Annotated in this window: 18 protein-coding genes; 6 read left to right on the top strand and 12 right to left on the bottom strand. The window is 59.7% G+C overall.

What is annotated here, in order from left to right; translation table 11 throughout:
• Nucleotides 1–16: 16 nt before the first annotated feature.
• From K0B93_RS06915 to K0B93_RS06890, 6 genes are all read right to left on the bottom strand, one after another.
• Nucleotides 17–1117, bottom strand: a complete 1101-nt coding sequence (locus K0B93_RS06915) for an NADH:flavin oxidoreductase (protein WP_219866505.1) — start codon at nt 1115–1117, stop codon at nt 17–19.
• Nucleotides 1118–1243: 126 nt separating this feature from the next.
• Complete coding sequence (locus K0B93_RS06910) at nt 1244–1516, bottom strand: SelT/SelW/SelH family protein (protein WP_218635167.1); 273 nt, start codon at nt 1514–1516, stop codon at nt 1244–1246.
• Between the two features lie 4 nt (nt 1517–1520).
• Entirely contained in the window at nt 1521–2459 is a 939-nt protein-coding gene (locus tag K0B93_RS06905) for an alpha/beta fold hydrolase (protein ID WP_285367484.1), read from the bottom strand.
• Between the two features lie 29 nt (nt 2460–2488).
• A complete protein-coding gene (locus tag K0B93_RS06900; RefSeq protein ID WP_219866504.1) occupies nt 2489–2941 on the bottom strand; it encodes a hypothetical protein in 453 nt (150 codons plus the stop codon).
• Between the two features lie 154 nt (nt 2942–3095).
• Nucleotides 3096–4157: a PA0069 family radical SAM protein gene (locus K0B93_RS06895; RefSeq protein ID WP_219866503.1), complete on the bottom strand. Its 1062-nt coding sequence runs from the start codon at nt 4155–4157 to the stop codon at nt 3096–3098.
• Nucleotides 4158–4246: 89 nt separating this feature from the next.
• On the bottom strand, nt 4247–6127 hold the full coding sequence (locus K0B93_RS06890; protein ID WP_219866502.1) for a methyl-accepting chemotaxis protein: 1881 nt from the start codon (nt 6125–6127) through the stop codon (nt 4247–4249).
• A gap of 99 nt (nt 6128–6226) precedes the next feature.
• On the opposite strand from K0B93_RS06890, the gene K0B93_RS06885 reads away from it, so the two are divergent.
• Complete coding sequence (locus tag K0B93_RS06885) at nt 6227–7018, top strand: TSUP family transporter (RefSeq protein WP_219866501.1); 792 nt, start codon at nt 6227–6229, stop codon at nt 7016–7018.
• A 13-nt stretch (nt 7019–7031) separates the two neighbouring features.
• Here the strand turns inward: K0B93_RS06885 and K0B93_RS06880 are convergent, their stop codons facing one another.
• Entirely contained in the window at nt 7032–7697 is a 666-nt protein-coding gene (locus K0B93_RS06880) for a hypothetical protein (protein WP_219866500.1), read from the bottom strand.
• A gap of 191 nt (nt 7698–7888) precedes the next feature.
• Here K0B93_RS06880 and K0B93_RS06875 point away from each other — a divergent pair, with 191 nt between their 5' ends.
• On the top strand, nt 7889–8545 hold the full coding sequence (locus K0B93_RS06875) for a protein-L-isoaspartate(D-aspartate) O-methyltransferase (RefSeq protein WP_219866499.1): 657 nt from the start codon (nt 7889–7891) through the stop codon (nt 8543–8545).
• Between the two features lie 25 nt (nt 8546–8570).
• Here the strand turns inward: K0B93_RS06875 and K0B93_RS06870 are convergent, their stop codons facing one another.
• Together K0B93_RS06870 and K0B93_RS06865 are read right to left on the bottom strand one after the other, a co-directional pair.
• Entirely contained in the window at nt 8571–9377 is an 807-nt protein-coding gene (locus K0B93_RS06870; RefSeq protein WP_219866498.1) for a DUF1338 domain-containing protein, read from the bottom strand.
• Nucleotides 9367–10482, bottom strand: coding sequence for an arginine N-succinyltransferase (locus K0B93_RS06865; RefSeq protein WP_219866497.1), 1116 nt, complete (start codon nt 10480–10482; stop codon nt 9367–9369). Before K0B93_RS06865 ends, K0B93_RS06870 begins: the two co-directional genes overlap by 11 nt.
• 115 nt (nt 10483–10597) lie before the next feature.
• Between K0B93_RS06865 and K0B93_RS06860 the strand changes: the two genes are divergently transcribed.
• On the top strand, nt 10598–11026 hold the full coding sequence (locus K0B93_RS06860) for an Lrp/AsnC family transcriptional regulator (protein ID WP_219866496.1): 429 nt from the start codon (nt 10598–10600) through the stop codon (nt 11024–11026).
• A gap of 2 nt (nt 11027–11028) precedes the next feature.
• Here K0B93_RS06860 and K0B93_RS06855 read toward each other — a convergent pair whose 3' ends face one another.
• A complete protein-coding gene (locus K0B93_RS06855; RefSeq protein ID WP_219866495.1) occupies nt 11029–11943 on the bottom strand; it encodes a glutathione S-transferase family protein in 915 nt (304 codons plus the stop codon).
• Between the two features lie 424 nt (nt 11944–12367).
• Between K0B93_RS06855 and K0B93_RS06850 the strand changes: the two genes are divergently transcribed.
• Nucleotides 12368–14050 carry an AMP-binding protein gene (locus K0B93_RS06850; RefSeq protein ID WP_219866494.1) on the top strand — a complete coding sequence of 561 codons (1683 nt, stop codon included), beginning with the start codon at nt 12368–12370 and terminating at the stop codon, nt 14048–14050.
• A 432-nt stretch (nt 14051–14482) separates the two neighbouring features.
• Complete coding sequence (locus K0B93_RS06845; protein ID WP_219866493.1) at nt 14483–15382, top strand: LysR family transcriptional regulator; 900 nt, start codon at nt 14483–14485, stop codon at nt 15380–15382.
• Between the two features lie 6 nt (nt 15383–15388).
• On the opposite strand, the gene K0B93_RS06840 is transcribed toward K0B93_RS06845, so the two are convergent.
• A complete protein-coding gene (locus tag K0B93_RS06840; protein WP_219868052.1) occupies nt 15389–16009 on the bottom strand; it encodes a lysozyme-like domain containing protein in 621 nt (206 codons plus the stop codon).
• A gap of 188 nt (nt 16010–16197) precedes the next feature.
• On the opposite strand from K0B93_RS06840, the gene K0B93_RS06835 reads away from it, so the two are divergent.
• Nucleotides 16198–17028, top strand: a complete 831-nt coding sequence (locus K0B93_RS06835; protein WP_219866492.1) for a DUF2059 domain-containing protein — start codon at nt 16198–16200, stop codon at nt 17026–17028.
• Here the strand turns inward: K0B93_RS06835 and K0B93_RS06830 are convergent.
• Nucleotides 16955–18079 (bottom strand): MBL fold metallo-hydrolase, encoded by a 1125-nt coding sequence (locus K0B93_RS06830; RefSeq protein WP_219866491.1) that lies wholly within the window; start codon nt 18077–18079, stop codon nt 16955–16957. The genes K0B93_RS06835 and K0B93_RS06830 overlap by 74 nt on opposite strands.
• Nucleotides 18080–18171 lie beyond the last annotated feature (92 nt).

Genomic DNA, 18171 nt, shown 5'->3' with positions numbered 1-18171 from the left:
GGGTCTGATGTCCGATTCAGGCGGCCTGTTTACGGCGCCATTCCAGTTCGTTCCGGAGGGTGGCCTTGGGCTGCAGCATGGCAAAGTCCAGATCGTCGATCTCTTTGCCATCTTTGAGCCTCTGGACAAAGTCGGGATTGGCCAGGGCTTTTTTGCCGACGGCCAGGAGTGCATCCGGATACTGCGCAGCGAGGTCCGGGTGGCTGGTTTCGTCAATGCCGCCATTGATGATCAGCGCCACGCCCCCTACGTCACGGACTACATCGGCAAGGGATTTCTCACCCTCGACGAAGGCGGCGCGGCGCACGTCTCCGTCTGTAGTGTGGATGAAATCTGCACCAGCGTCCCGCGCGGCCTCGACAATCTGGCGGAAGCCGGATTCGCCCTCCGGAAGCTGGTAGTCCGGATCGGTCACGGTACCCTGGGACAGTCGAATGCCGAGTGTGAACTCGTTGCCCACGGCATCCCGCACGGCTTTGATGGTCTCGACCACGATCCGCAGACGATTCTCGAGCGAACCGCCGTACTCATCATCACGGTGGTTGAAGTGGGTGCTCAGGAACTGATTCAGCAGGTAACCGTTGGCACCGTGGAGCTCAATGCCGTCGAACCCGGCGGCCTTGGCGTTCTCTGCCGATTGGACAAAGCCACGAATCGCAGCCTTGATGTCGGCCTGGGTCATAACGGCGGGCGTCTGCCATTCGGTCTGATCACCGTAAAAGCTGAGCGGTTCACCTTTGGGCAAGACCGCGCTCGGCGCCTTGGGCTGATCGGTGTAGTGGCTGGCCTGGAACTGTGCGCCAGCGTGCATGAGCTGAACGAAAATCTTGCTGCCCGCGGCGTGGACCCGGTCGACGATGGCTTTCCAGCCGTCGCGCTGGGCGTCGTTGATGATACCCGGCTGGTTCGCATAGCCCTGGCTGGCGTCATCGTCGGTGTAGGTGCCCTCGGTGATCAGCAGGCCAAAGCCGCCTCTGGCGTAGGCCTCATAGTGGTCGGCCATCAGCTCGTTCGGGGTGCCGTCCGGCTCGGCGCTGGTCCGCGTCATGGGTGCCAGTGCGAATCGGTTGGCCAGTGTCAGGTTGGTAAAGCGGGTACTCTGCATCACGTCGCTCATGTCGTTCCTCCCATTCTTGATTGAATGCTCAAGTACGCATGGTCGGTGCTGGCAGTTCAGGTTGAAAGTGGATTCTTCCGATGAATCCGGTCAGAAATTTTGAACCGGCCTGAAATCGCCATTCGGTTAGCGGTCGGTGTGGCCCAGCGAACGATCCGGATCGATTTCATCCCGGACCAGTTGCTTGAGTTTGGTGATTTCCGGAAACCCCTGCTGCTCTTTACGGGACCAGATGCGCCGGCCATTTACCCAAACCTCGAAAATGCCACCGGTACCCGGGTGCAGGGTGAGTTCGTTCAATTCGCCTTCGAAGGTGGTGAGCAGTTCCTGCGCCATCCAGGCTGAACGCAGGAGCCAGCGACAGCCTGTGCAATAGTGAATGTCGACGCGGTTGGTCATGGTGTCAGGCCTCCGTTGCGAAAGTCGTGTGGTTCAGGTGCTGCCGTATCCGCAGGAACAATTGGTCCTGGAACTGCTCCGCCAGCGGGTAAAGGTGACCTGCACCCGGCAGCAGGGTCAGTTCTGCGTGGGGCAGATTGTCAGCGAGGTGGCGCGCGTAGTCCACCGGTATGAAAGGATCCTGTTCGCCCTGGTAAACCAGAACCGGGGTGGCAATGTCGGCGAGCTGGAAGCCCCAGTCCTCCAGTTCGGTCATCAGATCGGTGGCAATTGCCCTGCCTCCGCTGGCAAGGCACATCAGCTGGTCGCGCCGAAAGGACTCGCCCTTGAGAAAGAAACGAAGCAGATTCCGGTCCTCTTCACTGACCAGTTGTTCGGCTTCACGCAGGTACAGGCCAGGATGTCGCCGTGACAGCCAGGCGACCAGTCTTACCACCAGCCGGGTCAGCCCGGGGCTGTGTCGGGCCAGCCTGGGCCCGGGCCAGCGGGTCGCTTCGATCAGGTTCTGCGCACCCGGGTATTCGGAAAAATTGGTGTAGCCGGACAGGCAGACGCCGAGATCGACCCGGTGGCCGAGTCCATAGCAACAGGCCAGGGTGCGCGAGCCGCCGCTGGACCAACCCAGATGGCTGAAGCGGTCCAGGGCAAGGTGGTCTGCCAGCTGGCGGATGTCTTCCGGATAATGGAGTAGCGTTCGCCCGGGTTGATAGTCTGACGCGCCAATGCCCGGCCGGTCTGGTGTGAGTAACCTGAAGCGGTGACGCCGCGCCCGTTCGTGCAGGAACCGACCCTCCAGTCGACAACCGGGCATGCCGTGGCCGAAGATCAGCGGATAGCCGGCCGGATCGCCCAGGTCGGTATAGGCCAGGCGCCGGCCATCGCACAATTGCAGGCTCTGGTCGCCTTTGATCGGGGTCGGTCGGTGTAACGGGGACTTTGCCACCAAACGCGGGCTTCCTGTCTCGGGAGGGTTTAATCCGTTTCGTAGGTCGGATAGGTCGACCGTGAGAGCGTTGGCTCGCAACCAATCACGCCCCGGGCCTGCTTATGGGCGTGAAGGTACCAGCGTTGACCGGCCTTGGTAAAAGTCTGGTCGGTGACGGTGAACTCCACGGTTTCCATCGTCTGCGGAATCGGCGAGCCGTCGGCGTGTCGGTAAACGCAGCTGGTGGCGAGGGTCAGGGGTGTGGCGACCGGCAACTCTATAAACCCGTCGTCGCGGACCTGCGGTGGGTTACCGTCCACAGCGGCGACTTTGAGACACGGCCCGTAGTGATTCTTATCGAGGTCTTCCAGATATTCGCTCAGGCAGTGCTGGGCACTCAGGAACACGACATTGCGGGCGGCACCCTCCTGCTTGTCAGGAAGGGACTGGCACCCGGCGAGCGTGAGGATGGATGTCAGAACGGCGAAGAGGCGATTCATGGCTGCTCCTGGCTTCTGGTCCTTGCGCGTTCCCTGGGTAAAACGGCTGCCGGGCATTGCCTGGCGGTCATTTTCGGCGGCGAGTAATCAGACAACTACCACGATTATAGATGGGATTGCCCGGCTCGTTGCCCAATGGCGTCGGGTACGGATGCTACCAAAGCCCCATTTGCTCGCCAGCAGGTCTTCGAAACAGATCGTTCCGGAGTGGCTCGGCTTCGTGCAGGTTCAGCCCCAGCTGCCTTGCCTTCTTTGAAAAACGCTGGCGAATCAGGTCCGAATAGGGGCCGGTGCCGGTCATCCTGCGCCCGAATGTGGCATCGTAGCTCTTGCCGCCCCGCAAATCCCGGATCCGGTTCATGACATGCTCGGCCCGTTGAGGAAAATGCCGCTGCAGCCAGTCCGTGAAGAGCTCGTCCAGTTCCAGGGGCAGGCGCAACATGATCCAGCTGGCGCGGGTCGCACCCGCCGATGCAGCTGCGGTCAGGATCGCCTCGATTTCCTGATCGTTCACAAAGGGGATGACGGGCCCGAGAATGATGCCGGTTGGAATACCCGCTCCGGTTAGCTGTTCGATCATTTTAAGCCGTGTTGCCGGTGCCGCGGTTCGCGGTTCCATGCGGCGTTTCAGGTCGTTGCTGAGGGTGGTCAGGCTGATGCGAACCGAACACAGTCCCTGATCTGCGAGCTCAGACAGTAAGTCGAGGTCCCTGAGGATCAGCGCACCCTTGGTGATGATGGATACCGGGTGACGGTATTCGAGCAATACCTCGAGCAGTTCGCGGGTAATTCGCCGTTTGCGTTCAAGTGGCTGATAGGCATCCGTGTTTACCCCGAGCGCGATGGGTGAGACGCGATAGCCGGGCTTGTCCAGTTCCTCCCGGAGTTTTCGGGCGGCATTGGGCTTGGCGATCAGGCGGGTTTCGAAATCCAGTCCTGGCGACATGTCCCAGTAGGCATGGGTCGGGCGGGCAAAACAGTAGATGCAGGCGTGTTCGCAGCCACGGTAGGGGTTGATGGACTGATCGAAGGGAACGTCCGGCGAAGTGTTGCGGCTGATGATCGACCGGACCGTTTCGTTGACAACCTCGGTGGCGAGGGAGTCCGGGTTCAGGTCGTCCTCTGGCGCGTGGTGCCAGCCATCATCCACGTCACGGTCGGTAACGATGGTCTGGAAGCGGTTGTGTGGATTGAGGCCGGTCGCGCGAGTTTTCATGGGATACCAATACTGTTTAAATGTACAGTAATTGGCATGCTACCCCTGCTGCCCGGTGGATGCAAGGGTCGCCGAAGCATCGAATACGACTAGAGCCGGAACCTCTGGGAGGCCTCGGTCAGAACCGTGGTTTGGGAGGACAGCCGGTCAATGTGCCTGTTGAGCTGTTGGCGGATGTTGGCCGTTTCCCGGGTGTGGCCGTGGATCTGTTCCACCTTCTGGGCGATTTCCTCTGTGGTGGTGGAGATGCCTTCCACGGACGACACCACCTGATTCATGTCGCCGGCTAACTGGTTGATCGAACCCGTTATCTGGTCGATGGCCTGGGCGGCTTCACCGGCGCTCTTTTCGCCCTCGCTCGCGGAAACCAGGCCTTCTTTCATCATGGTGGTGATGGCGGCGGTTTCCCGATTCAGGGAATCCACGATGCCAGCGATACCGTTGGTCGCCGAAACCGTTTTCTCTGCGAGCGACCGTACTTCATCTGCCACGACCGAGAATCCCCGGCCGGCTTCGCCAGCCCTTGCGGCCTCAATGGCTGCGTTCAAGGCGAGCAGGTTGGTTTGTTCGGCGAGGCCATTGATCACGTCGACAATGGAATTGACCTTTTCGCCGGTTTTGCTGAGCTGACCGATCTGATCGTGGGCTTCCTGGATTCGGGCCGCCAGGGCACTCATGCTGTCAGCGCTGCGTTTGACCACGTTGGCACCAGATTGGGCGGCGCCATTGGCGTTCTGGGTGGCAGCATTCACTGACTGGGTGTACTGCGCGATGTCGACCGCGGTGTGGGAAATTTCCTGAACGGCGGTGGCAGTCTGCTCGGTTTCTTCTTCTACCTGCTCACCGTTTCGACCCATCTGTGCAATCAGGGTGTCGAGTTCGCCCTGCAGGGTGGCCAGGGTCTTGTTGCCCTCGATCACCTGGTCGATTACCCCGGATACGTCATCCAGCATCTTGTTGGTTGCGGCACCGAGTTTGTTGAATTCATCCCGGGGATTTCTGCCCGGATCCAGCCGCTGACTGAGATCGCCGGAAGCTACCTGGCTCAACAGCGTAACGACCTGATTCAGGCGCCTGACCAGTGTGCGCGATGCGCCCGTCAGGGTCAGGATCAGCACAGCCAGCACCGCTGCCGACGTAGCCACGATCAGCCAGGTCGAGGCCGTGCGGGCTTGCTCAGCCTGTTCGCTGGTGGCCAGGATCAGGCCGTTACTGAGCGCCTCGTTCTGTTGGTCGATCAGAGCCCGGAGCGAGGATCCGCTGGCCTCCAGCCGGCTTTCAAGTTCGGCCAGGCCGCTGATGACCTTTTCGGCCTCGGCGAAGGACTCGGACAGGCCCTTTACTGCCTGGCCAATTTCAATTTCCTGCCAGTCCATGTCTGCCACTACGGCCTGCATCCGGGCCACAGCCTCCCTGGTCCGTTCGGCGTAGGTTCTGTCAAAGGTATTCAGGTAGTCCCGATAGTTGGAGGCGATGATGTTGATGTCGTCGTTGAAGATGGAAATGCTGATTTGACGGAGGTCGTTATCGACGTAGGCCGATATTGTCGATTTCAGGCCATCGTCGTTGCTGAGGCCAAGCGTCTGGCTTGCCTCCAGCCATTGACGCCGGAGTTCTGTATACTCCCCAACTTTGCTACGAATCTTGGCGGAGGTTTTCTCGATCCCGGCCGCGTCCGGCAGGCGCTGTGCTGACACTGCCAGCTCGTCGGCCTGGCGAAGCAGTAAATCGAGGCCGGCCTGGAACGCGTCGACCCGGTCCGATGTCAGGTCTTCACTGATGCGCTCCAGGGCCAGCCAGTCATTGAGCAGGCTCAATGAGGCAGTGCCATAGGCTCTTGCTTCGCCGCGAGCCTCGTAGGCCTCTGACACTTTGCTCAGTCCGCTCAGGGAAGCCAGCATGGCGATGGCAAGGCCAATGAAGGTGGCCGCAATCAGTAGGGAGAATTTCTGTTTCCAGGACAGGGCCATCACGGTCCTCCGGTTTCATTGTTCGTCCGACACATCGGGTTAAGGATGTTATCGGCTCCGCGTTGCATAACTGGAGCAATCATTCAGTAAAAGGGCTTTATGTCTGATCTCAGTCTTATCCAGTACGCTTTGATCGCGTTGATCTTCATCTGGAGCGGGTTTGTCCGTTCCGGCCTCGGTTTCGGTGGTGCCGTACTGTCGTTGCCTTTCCTGCTGCTCGTGCTGGACGAGCCGCTGGTGTTTTTGCCAATCATCGCCGTGCACCTTCTGGTGTTCTCTTCGCTGACGATCTGGCTCAACAACCGCAAGCAGTCTCCCTCACAATCGGGTGAGACGGGGGTGGCTGCTGTCGAGAGTACAGTGGACTGGCAGTACCTGTGGCGCATCCTGGCCATCATGATCGTGCCCAAGCTGATCGGCGTCTTTGGCCTGATCACCATGCCCGGTGATGTCCTCAGCGCCATCATCTTCGTGATCGTGGCCCTGTACTCGGTGTCTTACATCATCAACAAACCCTTCCGCAGTGGCAGCAAGACGGTGGACGCGCTGTTCCTGATGGTCGGTGGTTACATCAGCGGAACGTCCCTGATCGGGGCTCCACTGATCATTGCGGTAGCGGCACAGCACCTGCCGAAGGAAAAATTGAGGGATACGCTTTTCGCTCTCTGGTTTATTCTGGTGCTGATCAAGATGGGGGCATTCGTGTGGGCGGGCATTGACCTTCAACTGATTCATCACGTGTGGTTGCTTCCCTGCGCTGCGGTGGGCCACGTTATCGGGCTCCGGGCCCATGACCGCATTCTCCGGGCTGAAACGCCGGTCTTCTTCCGGGTTCTGGGCACCGTGCTGCTGATTGTCAGCAGCATCGGTATGGTTAGCGTACTTGGCTGATGGGACGGGCTGTCTAGCTGGCCCGGCCAAACACCCGCTCAAGGAAACCGGCGGGTTTCACATCCGGAACAGGCAGACTGTCCAGGTCCTCCATGGCCTGGCGCCAGAACCGTTCGGGATCGTCAAGATCCGCCACCAGAGCGCGTTCATCGGGACTGTAGTGGTTGTGCTCGCCGGACAGGCCCTTGGCCATCAGTGCCCGCGCCCACAGGAACACCGAGCCCCGAACGGTTCGAAGTAGTCTGCAATATTCGTCGCGGCTCAGGTTGATCGCCAGTTCCGCGCTCAGGTTGATCTGATTCTGCAGTACCACCATGTCTTCCGGACTGAGCAATACCCGGTTGCCGTCGCCTTTCTTGCTGTTCACGCAGATTTTTTCCAGCGCCTTGGTGCCCTCGATCAGATCAAGGTGACCGTATTCCTTTTTCTGTTGCTCGTTGACCGGGGCAGGAATCCAGCCATATTGGGGCGACCGGGCGACAATGTGGCCGGGCAGGTCATGCCGGTACGGTGGCGCCTTTTCCCTGTCCTCGTAGCCATCGAATTCCGCCCGGAGCCAGGCCGCCATTTTTTTGTGGCGCAACATCATCGCAAGTGTTATAGCGGAAGGCATGATGTGTTCGAGCAGCTCGGACGAATCCTGGGTCCGCTCTTCGAGGTGATTGACGGATGCAGACATTGACTTCTCCTCGACAGCGGAAGCTCCGGAGTTGGTTCCGGCTGTCCTGATTGTTGTTGTTTTGAGGCGCCGAACATTTGTTGATTCGGTTGGCCGTGCCTAGAAAATAGACAGCCCCGAGGTGGGGCGCCGTTGTAAAAAAGTTACCGCTTTGTAACGGTCGGTAAATCAGCCGCTCGGGGAGGGGCATCATGAACGAGCAGAGTGATTTTGCGTCGCGTCGGGCCTGGATGGTAGAGGATCAGATCGTCGGGCGGGGGATCTCTTCGCCGCTGGTTATTGAGGCAATGAGGCGGGTTCCCCGGGAAAAGTTCGTGACCCGCAGCATGATGGACTGTGCCTATGACGATGGGCCCTTGCCCATAGGGGCGGGGCAGACCATTTCCCAGCCCTACATCGTTGCATTGATGGCGGATGCGTTGGACCTGAAGGGCGGGGAAGTGGTGCTGGACATTGGCACCGGCTCGGGGTATGCGGCGGCTGTGCTTGCCTCGATTGCGGCCCGGGTTTTCAGCATCGAGCGCATTCCTGAGCTGGCGGACGCCGCGGCGAAAACGCTGGCAGCGGAGGGGTATGACAACGTGGTGGTTCGGTGTGGCGACGGCACCCTGGGCTGGCCTGAGCAGGCACCCTTCGATGGCATCTGTGTTGCCGCCGGCGCCCCTGTCGTGCCGGAATCCCTGAAGCAGCAACTCAGTATCGGTGGCCATCTGGTGATACCGGTGGGTTCTGTGCACACGGTGCAGTCCCTGCGCCGGATTACCCGGGTTTCGGACACCGAATTCCACAGTGAGAACCTGGGCGATGTCCGGTTCGTGCCGCTGCTGGGGGAACAGGGGTGGTCCTGAACCACCCGCCGTCGCCCGCCAGGGACTACCCGGCCGCGTTGGTGCTTTCGAAGATCTTGTCGGCCGAGGCGGCAACGAATCCGCTGTACAGTGTGCCATCCGCTGTCGGGTAGCGCAGGGCAAACTCGTAGAAGCAGCTGGGCACGGTTTCCTCCCGGTCCGAGAAGCGGACTGGCATGCGGTCGGCCATGGTGGAGGACTGCTCCAGAAGGTCGTCCGGTGAGCCTTTGACCTCGCCGCCCGAGGCGTTGACCGTGTACCCGTGATTCTTCAGCAGCTGGTTGATTTCCGGCACGGTATGGAACTGTGTCAGATGATTGATGCTGACGGTAAAGTGATTGGCGCGATAACCCCAGGCTGCCATCCAGGCTGCGTATTCGCTCTCCTCCAGCAGCGTCCGGTAGGTCTGGTAATCCACCTCCCAGTGCCGGCCGGAATACAGGAAGTTGTCCGCGGTCACACTGTCGGGTGACACCTGGGCGACCAGGTCCTTGACGATCGCCTGCAACGCCGGCGAGCACTGTTCAACCAGCAGTTCGGAGATAAATACCTTGGGTGCGTCCGGATCCGGATGTTCGTAGTGCCGGGCGTAGAGTTTCTTGGCTTCAAAATGGTATTCGCCACCCTGGCGATAGCCCAGACTCAGGAAATGTTCTGCAAGGGCATCCAGGCCGACCGGTGGCAGGTTGAAGGTCCGCAGGGCGATATGATCGTTAACGATGGCCTGACCTTCCTCGGCACCCAGGATGCGATGTATTTCCTCGGCCGATGGCGTGACCTCCCGGTAACTCTGCCAGAGGTGTTGGAAAAGGGAAGCGCGGTCAGTGTGCATAATGGATCTCCGGACGAATTGGGTTTAGGTCTGCCGTTGCGTTGGGCAGCGAATTAATCAGCGACAGGGCCAGGCAAGTGCCGCCCTGCTCAAGGTCCAGGTCGCGGGCCTGTTCCGGGCTCAGGCACAGAGTATGGGTACCAGACCGGATTTCCGCTCCGGTCACGACGGTTGCCCGGAATCCCGCCGTTCCAGTATTGGTGATCAGCAGCGGAGTGGCAATCCGTTCACGGGCCCGTTGCCGGAACTGGGTTGCCGGACCTGCATCCACCTCGATCTGCCAGCTCTGGGACCCCCGAACGCTGCGGATGTCGGAGAGCGCGCATTCCACCGTGGGGCCGGCGTCGAACAGGTCGACCAGTCCCTTATGGCGGAAGCCTTCGGCCTCCAGCATGTGCAGTGCCGGACGGGTGTGCGCGTGGACCTGGCTGATAACGGCCCTCGCCTCGGGGCTCATCAGGCAGGTATAGAGCGGATGCGCTGGCATGAGCTCCTCGATGAAGTCGGTGTAGCCTGAGCCGACAAGGCTTGTGGCCGAGGCGAATTCCATGTCGACGAAGTGCGCTTTCAGCCAGTCCCAGAAGGGGGACTGGCCGCTGCTGTCCGACACTCCGCGCATTTCGGCAATCACCGTCTCGGAGAAGCGCTCGGGGTGCAATGCCATGAACAGAAAACGTACTCTCGACAGAAGCTTGCCCGCGTTGGCGCGTCGGAATTCCGGTCGCAGGTAGAGTGAGCAGATCTCTGAACATCCGGAATAGTGATTGCAGCGGGTCAGCGTCTCCACGCTCCGTCGCAGTCCCAGGTCACGGGAATGGTGGGTGACGGTATTGCGATGGAAGTGATAGAGCGGTCTGGTGTGCCCGGCCGAGGCTTCGATGCCGGTCGTGCCCATGATGTCCCCGGTCGCCTCGTCCTCCAGAACAAACAGGTAGTGCTCGTCGCCGGGCTCGGTCACCGCTCGGCGAAAGCTGGCCATGGAGTGCTCAATCTTGCGCGCAAGCGCGTCCCGGTCCGGCATCAGGGAAGTGAACCCCGGTCCGGACTCGATGGCAATCTGGTGCAGCGTGTCCAGATCGGTAGGCGCAATCGGGCGAATGATCATAACCAACATCCTGAAATGGTTTGGCACAGTATGAACAGTGAATCTGTCGATTTGCAGATGCAGAATGATCGAAATGCGGTATGCTGATGGCAAAATGAATACATGAGCTGACAAAATGATTGGAAAACAGGATCAGAAGCTACTGATGCTGCTGCGCCAGAATGCCCGGGCGAGCATCACCGAACTCGCCAGGACCCTGCACGTGTCCAGATCCACGGTGCAGAACCGCATTGCCCGATTGGAAGCCAATGGTGTTATTCGAGGCTATTCCGTGCAGCTGGGGGGAGAGTTTTCCGCCAATCAGGTGGAGGCGCATGTCTCTATCAAGGTGTTACAGAAACTGACCGCGAGAACCAACGCCGCGCTGGAGGAGATTACACAGGTGTCGCAGCTGTTCTCGGTGAGCGGCGAGTACGATCTGATCGCCATCGTCCAGGCCCAGTCCCTGGAGGAACTGAGCGCGGTACTGGACGACATCGGCAATCTGGAGGGAGTGGAGCGAACCAACTCGGCAGTGGTGCTGGAGACCCGCTTCCGTCGTTGAGGTTACGCCGGTTGGATACGGAACCCCTGTTTGGGAAAGTGCACGTGTAGCCGCCCCGCCTCCGGTACCTCGCGGGCGAGGATCGCTTCGCGGGCGCCGGCATGGACCAGTGTTCCGGTGACCGGATCGCGACCGTAATCCGTTGGTGCAATGCTGACGGTGCTGCCCAGCATCTCGCTATCGCCACCAGACGGCAGCTCCCTTGGCTCGGCTTCCCGGGCCCGTTCAATGGCCTCATCCGCCGACAGATCGTGCCAGTCGCCGTGGCCGAAGCCCTTCATGCGGGACATCCACGAGGCCACTTTCGGGTAGTCCCGAAGCCAGGGTTTTCCAGCCAGTTCACAGACGAACCACAATCCATGGTACGCGGAGAAATCCGCGATGCATGGTGTGGTGCCAAAAAGAAAGTCCTGGTTCAGCCGGCGCTCCAGATCGGCGATGTGGGCGATGACTTTGTCTTTGGCCTCAGCGCCTCGGACGGCTTTGATCCGGGATTTCTTGCCCATGCTGATCCGGTCCTTGAGGAATCGGAAGGCATGGATCAGGGAGGTCTCGCGGATCAGTTTGCGCAGGAGTCGGCCATCACTCGCCGCAATCACGCAGGCCATGAAAATGTCCAGGTCAACTTTCTCGACAAAGACCTGAACGTCTTCGGGTTGCTGTTCCAGAATCAGCTCGGGCTTGTCCGCCAGGCGGGCAATTTCGGACGCAATGGTGCGAGTGTCACAGAAAATGTCGGCGCCCAGTTGGGCCACCGGAATCTTGCGATAGCCGCCGGCGAGAACGTTGAGTTCGGGGCGAGGTGGCATTTCGCTGACGTTCACCGAAGACCAGGAAACGTTGGCATAGCCCAGCATCGTCCGGATTTTCTCGGAAAAAGGGGACATGGGGTAGTGGAACAGCACAAGATCTGACATGTCGGAAGCATCCATTCTCGGAAAAAAGCAGTGTACAGCAGGATGCGACCTGTGCCAGGCCTGTGTTCAGTCTGTCGGGGGCTAGTCCTGCAGGTTCAGGTACCGAGCAGGCCCGCGTAAGCACAGTACAGGAAGGCACCGGAGCCCATCAGGATGACGCCCCAGGCGGGGAAGATCAGGAATGAGCGGGACGATGTCTTCATGGTCACCTCCTACAGTGGTGAGAACCGATACGCTTCAGGTGTCACTCTAGACTACGCTGGAGGGTTGTCACGGATAAAAGTGTGACCGATTGCTCATTTGTGGTGACTTTGGCCACTCGTGCAGGAGATTGTGGCTATTGAGCGGTTTGGAAATACCGCTACTATGAATGGCACCGGATTCAATGCAACCCATAACCGATAACAACAACGAGGAGCCGTGAATGGCTGTCGATCCCCGAAAGCAGACCTCCCTGCATTGCCTCTATTACTGGGCCGAAACCACCCCCGATAAGGTCTATTTGACGCAACCGTTCAGCGACGGCCGGGTTGAGGACATTACCTGGAAGGAAGCCGCTGATCAGGTTTCCCGAATCGCAGCGCACCTGAACAGCCTGGATCTTCCGGAACGAAGCAACATTGCCATTCTGGGCAAGAACAGTGCGCACTGGATTCTCGCGGATCTCGCCATCTGGGCCGCCGGGCACGCGTCGGTGCCCCTGTATCCGACACTCAACGGTGACACCGCCGCTTATGTGCTCGAACACAGTGAGGCCAGGCTCATGTTCCTGGGTAAGCTGGATGGAACCGCCGACGGCTGGAATGACATCAAGGATCACATCCCCGAGGAGCTTCCGATCATCTCCCTGCCCATGTCGCCAAGGGACGATACTCCCAAGTGGCTCGACCTGGTGGCGGAGACTCAGCCGACAGAACCCAAGCTGCCCGATCCCGACTCGCTGGCCACCCTGGTCTACACCTCCGGCAGCACTGGTCAGCCCAAAGGGGTTATGCACAGTTTCCGGACCATGATTTCGGTGGCCGACGGTCTCCAGCAGCTGTTCCCCGTTTCTGGCGAGGAGCGCATGCTGTCGTACCTGCCCCTGGCCCATGTGGCGGAACGCGCGGCGGTGGAAACCCAGTCGCTGTATTACGGTTTCCATCTGTATTTTGCCAATTCCCTGGATACCTTCCAGGAGGATCTTCAGCGTGCGCGGCCGACGCTTTTCTTCTCGGTGCCCCGCCTGTGGATGAAGTTCTACCTGGGAGTGAATGCCAAACTGCCGCCCAAGAAACAGAAGCTGCTGTTCAATATTCCGGTGGTCCGCTCACTGGTGAAAAAGAAGGTGCTGAAACAGTTGGGCCTGGACCATTGCCGTGCCGCCTTGACCGGCGCCGCGCCGCTGTCTGCGGACATCATTGCCTGGTACCGGAACCTGGGTCTGGAATTGCTGGAAGTGTATGGCATGTCGGAAAACTTTGGCTATTCCCATGCCAACCGGCCGGGCCAGGCCAAGGTGGGCACCGTGGGTAATGCCAATCCGGGCGTGGAGCATCGCATCGCTGAAGGGGGAGAAGTCCAGGTCAAGAGCCCCGGTCAGATGCTCGGGTACTACAAGAATGAGGAAAAAACCCGGGAGGACGTCACCGACGATGGCTTCCTGAAGACCGGCGATATGGGCGAGATCGACAGTGATGGCTGCCTGCGTATCACCGGGCGGGTCAAGGATCTGTTCAAGACGTCGAAAGGCAAGTACGTGGTTCCGGTGCCGATCGAGAGCCGGTTTAATCATCCGAAGGCTGAAGTGGTGTGTGTGGCCGGAGCGAATCAGCCGCAACCCTGCCTGATGGTGTTGTTGTCAGAGGAAGCCCGGGACGAACTGCTGTCGGGCAGGGATCGCGGGGAACTGGAGCAGGAACTTGCCCGGGAACTGGACGCCGTGAACGCCCAATGCGAGGCGCATGAGAAGCTGGCCTTTGTCGTGGTCGTCAAGGAACCCTGGACCATGGAGAACGGCATGCTGACCCCGACCATGAAAATCAAGCGCAACGTGATCGAAGACTTCTACAATCGAAAAATGGACGAGTGGTTCGGTCAGAAGAAGAAGGTGGTCTGGGAATTCTGAGTCCCGGACGTAAAACGCCGGTGACCCCTTTCGGTGTCACCGGCGCTATCAAATCCTTATGTGCGGTTATCAGCTTCGCGCGTCCCGCGCCTGTTCAGATCGGGTTCAGTGACCGCCCTGCATCTGAGTCATATCCGGTGAAACTGCTCCTGCTTTCCTGTTCCAGGAACGAATCTTACGGCTGATAAACTGAACCGCCTGCTTTGAAGCAGCACGGGTATACTGGCGCCTGACCTCAGCACTATTGTGGAGGATCGTGGACGGCAGCGGGTGAACAGTTGCGATATGGTTCTGAGTCATAGCGCCTTCCTCCTTACTTACTTGGGTGAATTAGTTAGCGATCTACCTTTAATTTACGAGAGAGTGTAAGGGTTCTTTTTTGCAGTAGTAATACGGTAAAATCCTTACTCACGTTGCAAATATGCAGTTATTATGGATTGGGATTATCTTCGATATATACGTGCCCTGGCAATAGGCGGAACGCTTGCCAGGGCCGGTGAAATGCTGGGTGTGCACCAAACCACTGTTTTGCGTCGACTTGATCAGATGGAAGAGTCGATGGGGGTGCAATTCTTTGAACGGAACCGGGACGGCTTGCAGCTTACGCCGGTTGGTGAAACCGCATTTCGGGAAGCCGAAAGGCTGGCAGTGGCCATGGAGAATCTGGAGCGCAAGCTGGTTGGTCAGGATGCTTCCCCGGTCGGCAAGGTTCGCCTGGCGGCGGAAGACGCCGCGATGAACGCGCTGCTCAGCCCGATTCTGGCCGAGCTGGTGCGCGAGTTCCCGGACATCGAGCTGGAAGTGCTGACAGACAACGACGTGGCCAACCTGAGCCATCGGGAAGCCGACCTCACCCTGCGCTGCGAAAACAAACCCCAGGCAACACTGGATGGGGAGCGGATCGCAGCCGTGGATTCCGCGGTCTACGGTTCGGCGCGTTACTGCCGCCGGCACCGGGAGATGGATATCGAGAATCACCCGGAGCAGTGTGTCTGGATTGTGCCGGATGAAACATTCAGTCATCTGGCGACCGGACGCTGGTACCGGAAACACCTCAAGAATGCTCAGTCACTGATTCGATGCAACAGCCTCCAGTCCATGCACGCGTTGGCGTGTGCCGGAGCCGGGCTTGCGGTGTTGCCCTGTTACCTCGGCGAGAGCGCCCGGGAGCTTCGCCGGCTGTCAGATCCGCTGGAGGGCGAGAGTGTCGACCTGTGGCTGCATGTGAGCCAGGACACCCAGCAGATGGCACGGGTGCGGATCGTCATGGAGTATCTGGTTGACCGGCTGCAGGCGCTGGAAACGGCGATCGAAATCAGCACCGCACCCTAAAAGGGGTTATCCGCAGAAGGGCCAGAACTGGTACCAGCGCCAGCACTGGAACTCCTGCTCGCAGGTCTGGAGCTGGTTGTCGTAGCGAAAGGCACGGCTTTGCACACGATTGGCCAGCGACTGGATGGCCGGTTTGCTGTCAAACGTCCTGCGGCTGTAGCCGCCTCGGCCCTCATGATAGGCCAGGTAGAGGCGGCGGGGGCTGTAGAAGGAAATGCCCAGTTGCTGGTGGGTCAAACGGTTATACCAGCCGACAAAGTCCAGCGCGTGTTCCATGTCGGTGCGAACCGTGAACCAGCCGTCGCCATTGGCCTCCAGATATTCCTGCCAGGCCGGATCCAGTGCCTGGGCGTAGCCATAGGCTGAGGTGGGCCGGGTCCATGGAATCAATCCCCATAACAGGGTCCGGGGCGGCCGGGCGTGGCTGCGAAACGACGACTCGTAGTATACGAAAGCCATCTGAGTGGCGATGGGCGTGCCCCAGCGTGCCTGTGAGTCGCTGGCGTAGTCGTACCACACCGGATGTTCCCGGAAGATTTCGCAGAGGTTTTCCGGGTTGGCCGGCGGGTCGGGCGCCAGCAGGCTGAACCGAAGGGTTGCCCAGGTTCCAATCAGAAGGCCGAGCACCGGGAGCCCATACCATTTGGCGCGGGAACGCCAGACATTACGTCGGGACTGTCGGCGCCGTTTGCGCCGGCGCCAGGGTTTTCCGAGTTTCCCTACCAAACTGTCATCTCCGGAGCCCAGGGATTGCTTGATGAATGAGCGGAACACGTGTCATAAACGGGGCATCCACACATTGGGATGATAGAGAAATGAAGCTTGGCACCCTAGTTAAACCTCTTTTAGTTATCGGCCTGATCGCAGCTGGGCCCGCATTTGCAGCCCCCAGCCCCCAGCAGGTCCTGGCGGCATCACCGGTAGATGACATTGTTGCCCAGTACCCGGCCATGATGAGTCAGGGTATCCGGGATGGCCTGAAGCGTGGCGGCCAGGTGCCACCGATGGTGGCCGAGACCCTCGGACACGTGGTCAGCAGCAGTTTTCGCGCGGCGGATATCGAACAGCAGATCGTGAAGGACCTGGACGCCAATCTCACCGACGAACAGCTGGAAGCCGTCCGCGACTGGTATGAAACGCCGGTAGCCCGGAAGATCTCGGCGGCAGAAATCGCAGCCTCGAATCCCACCACCTGGAAAGAAATCCAGGCCCGGGCGCCGGCGCTCAACAAGAAATATCAGGGCACTGATCGGGCCCGCATGTTTGACCGCTTCGATCGCGCAGCCCGAGCCACCGAAAGTGCGGTGGATACCACCATCGCAGTGCAACTGGGCCTGGCAACGGCCATGGCGGCGTTCAGCAATGATTCCATGCAGTACGACCAGTTGAAGCAGCAGATTGAAGGCCAGCGCAGCACCATTCGGGGCGTAGTGGGGCAACAGGTTTACGACAGCTATCTGTATACCTACGAAAAGATCGGCAGCCAGGAAATGGGGCTGTACATGGACTTCCTGGAAAGCGGCCCGGGCTCGGCCTTCTCCCGGGTGGTCACCAACAGCATTCAGAAAGCGATCACCGACCCGATCGAGTCGATCGGCAACCAGATGGCGCGGTTTCTCGTTCCGGAACCAACAAGCGGTCAGTGAACCGGAGCAGCTCCGAATACACCTGATTACGCCTGCGTGCGTAGCGGTGTGAAAAATGAAAGGCGATCAGTTGCCGGACCCCGGCGGCATTGGCGATGCGGGCGGTGGCCTCCGTGGTCAAATGCCCGGTGCGTCTGGCCTGGTCCGCATCCTCCAGCATGAAAGACGATTCGCAGAACAGCGTATGGGCGTCGCGCGCCAGGTCGGTCATTCGCTTGATGTTTTCCGGAGTGTCCGCGAAGTCGGTGGCGTACACCACCGGCTCTCCCGTGTTCTGAATCAGTAGCTTTTCGGCCAGGTCCCCGGCCCGGTAGGTGTACCCGTTGCCGGGTGAGATCAGCTTGTCCGGGCTGCTCCGCAATACCGCCATCTTGAGGTCATGCAGCCAGGGCCCGGGCCGGGCGTCAATCCCCTCTACGCCGTTTTTCCGCACATTGAGTTTGCCGAACGGCTCCCAGGAAAAAGCCATGACTGGTGTCCCGTGATCGAGCATGGCGGCCCGTACCCGGAATTCCGGCTCGCTGTAGATCACGTTGTCCGGGGTCGCCAGATCCTCCAGGGGGGCTGGCGGTCCCTGTCCGGCATCCAGTTTCCAGCGTTTGAGGTGGTCACCATGCCACTCATGAACCACAAACCTGGGGCCGCGGTCCTCAACCCGGTCCCAAAGGACCCCCTGCAGCATACCGGTAATGTGCCCGAGCAACCCCGGCGGGCCAAAGAGCCGACACGGCGGAAAATGGCCGATACGGCTGCGCATGAACCACATGAAGCCGCCGATATGGTCGGCATGACCGTGACTGATAAAGACATCGCTGACCTGGTGGGCGGAGCGCAGAGCCATGCGCCCGCTGTCCCCCATATCGAACAGCAGGCTGCGCGACTGGTGAAGCAGGCGGAGCTGAAGCAGCGGGTCGCCGCCAACGCCATTAACCAGGGAGGCTACTGCGGGACCAACCCGCACAGCTACCTGAGGATCATGGGCAATGCTGGTCAGCGCGCCCAGCTCCACGCTCACTTCGAACGCGCCTGTTCCATCATGGTTTTGGGGCATCTCGGGTGCCTCCGGTTCCGACCGCCGTTCCGTTAAGTTAGTCGAAAGTTGTACAACGGCGAATTTGGGTCCAATCTCATTAGTATATGCAA

This window comes from Marinobacter sp. F4218, assembly GCF_019443085.1.
Lineage (GTDB): Bacteria > Pseudomonadota > Gammaproteobacteria > Pseudomonadales > Oleiphilaceae > Marinobacter > Marinobacter albus.
The sequence above is the reverse complement of the archived record's forward strand: the minus strand, read 5'-3'. Positions and strand labels throughout refer to the sequence as shown.

Coding starts and splice junctions, on each gene's coding strand:
- K0B93_RS06915 (WP_219866505.1), bottom strand. CDS start 1,117: ATGAGCGACGTGATGCAGAGTACCCGCTTTACCAACCTGACACTGGCC.
- K0B93_RS06910 (WP_218635167.1), bottom strand. CDS start 1,516: ATGACCAACCGCGTCGACATTCACTATTGCACAGGCTGTCGCTGGCTC.
- K0B93_RS06900 (WP_219866504.1), bottom strand. CDS start 2,941: ATGAATCGCCTCTTCGCCGTTCTGACATCCATCCTCACGCTCGCCGGG.
- K0B93_RS06895 (WP_219866503.1), bottom strand. CDS start 4,157: ATGAAAACTCGCGCGACCGGCCTCAATCCACACAACCGCTTCCAGACC.
- K0B93_RS06890 (WP_219866502.1), bottom strand. CDS start 6,127: ATGGCCCTGTCCTGGAAACAGAAATTCTCCCTACTGATTGCGGCCACC.
- K0B93_RS06885 (WP_219866501.1), top strand. CDS start 6,227: ATGTCTGATCTCAGTCTTATCCAGTACGCTTTGATCGCGTTGATCTTC.
- K0B93_RS06880 (WP_219866500.1), bottom strand. CDS start 7,697: ATGTCTGCATCCGTCAATCACCTCGAAGAGCGGACCCAGGATTCGTCC.
- K0B93_RS06875 (WP_219866499.1), top strand. CDS start 7,889: ATGAACGAGCAGAGTGATTTTGCGTCGCGTCGGGCCTGGATGGTAGAG.
- K0B93_RS06870 (WP_219866498.1), bottom strand. CDS start 9,377: ATGCACACTGACCGCGCTTCCCTTTTCCAACACCTCTGGCAGAGTTAC.
- K0B93_RS06865 (WP_219866497.1), bottom strand. CDS start 10,482: ATGATCATTCGCCCGATTGCGCCTACCGATCTGGACACGCTGCACCAG.
- K0B93_RS06860 (WP_219866496.1), top strand. CDS start 10,598: ATGATTGGAAAACAGGATCAGAAGCTACTGATGCTGCTGCGCCAGAAT.
- K0B93_RS06855 (WP_219866495.1), bottom strand. CDS start 11,943: ATGTCAGATCTTGTGCTGTTCCACTACCCCATGTCCCCTTTTTCCGAG.
- K0B93_RS06850 (WP_219866494.1), top strand. CDS start 12,368: ATGGCTGTCGATCCCCGAAAGCAGACCTCCCTGCATTGCCTCTATTAC.
- K0B93_RS06845 (WP_219866493.1), top strand. CDS start 14,483: ATGGATTGGGATTATCTTCGATATATACGTGCCCTGGCAATAGGCGGA.
- K0B93_RS06835 (WP_219866492.1), top strand. CDS start 16,198: ATGAAGCTTGGCACCCTAGTTAAACCTCTTTTAGTTATCGGCCTGATC.
- K0B93_RS06830 (WP_219866491.1), bottom strand. CDS start 18,079: ATGCCCCAAAACCATGATGGAACAGGCGCGTTCGAAGTGAGCGTGGAG.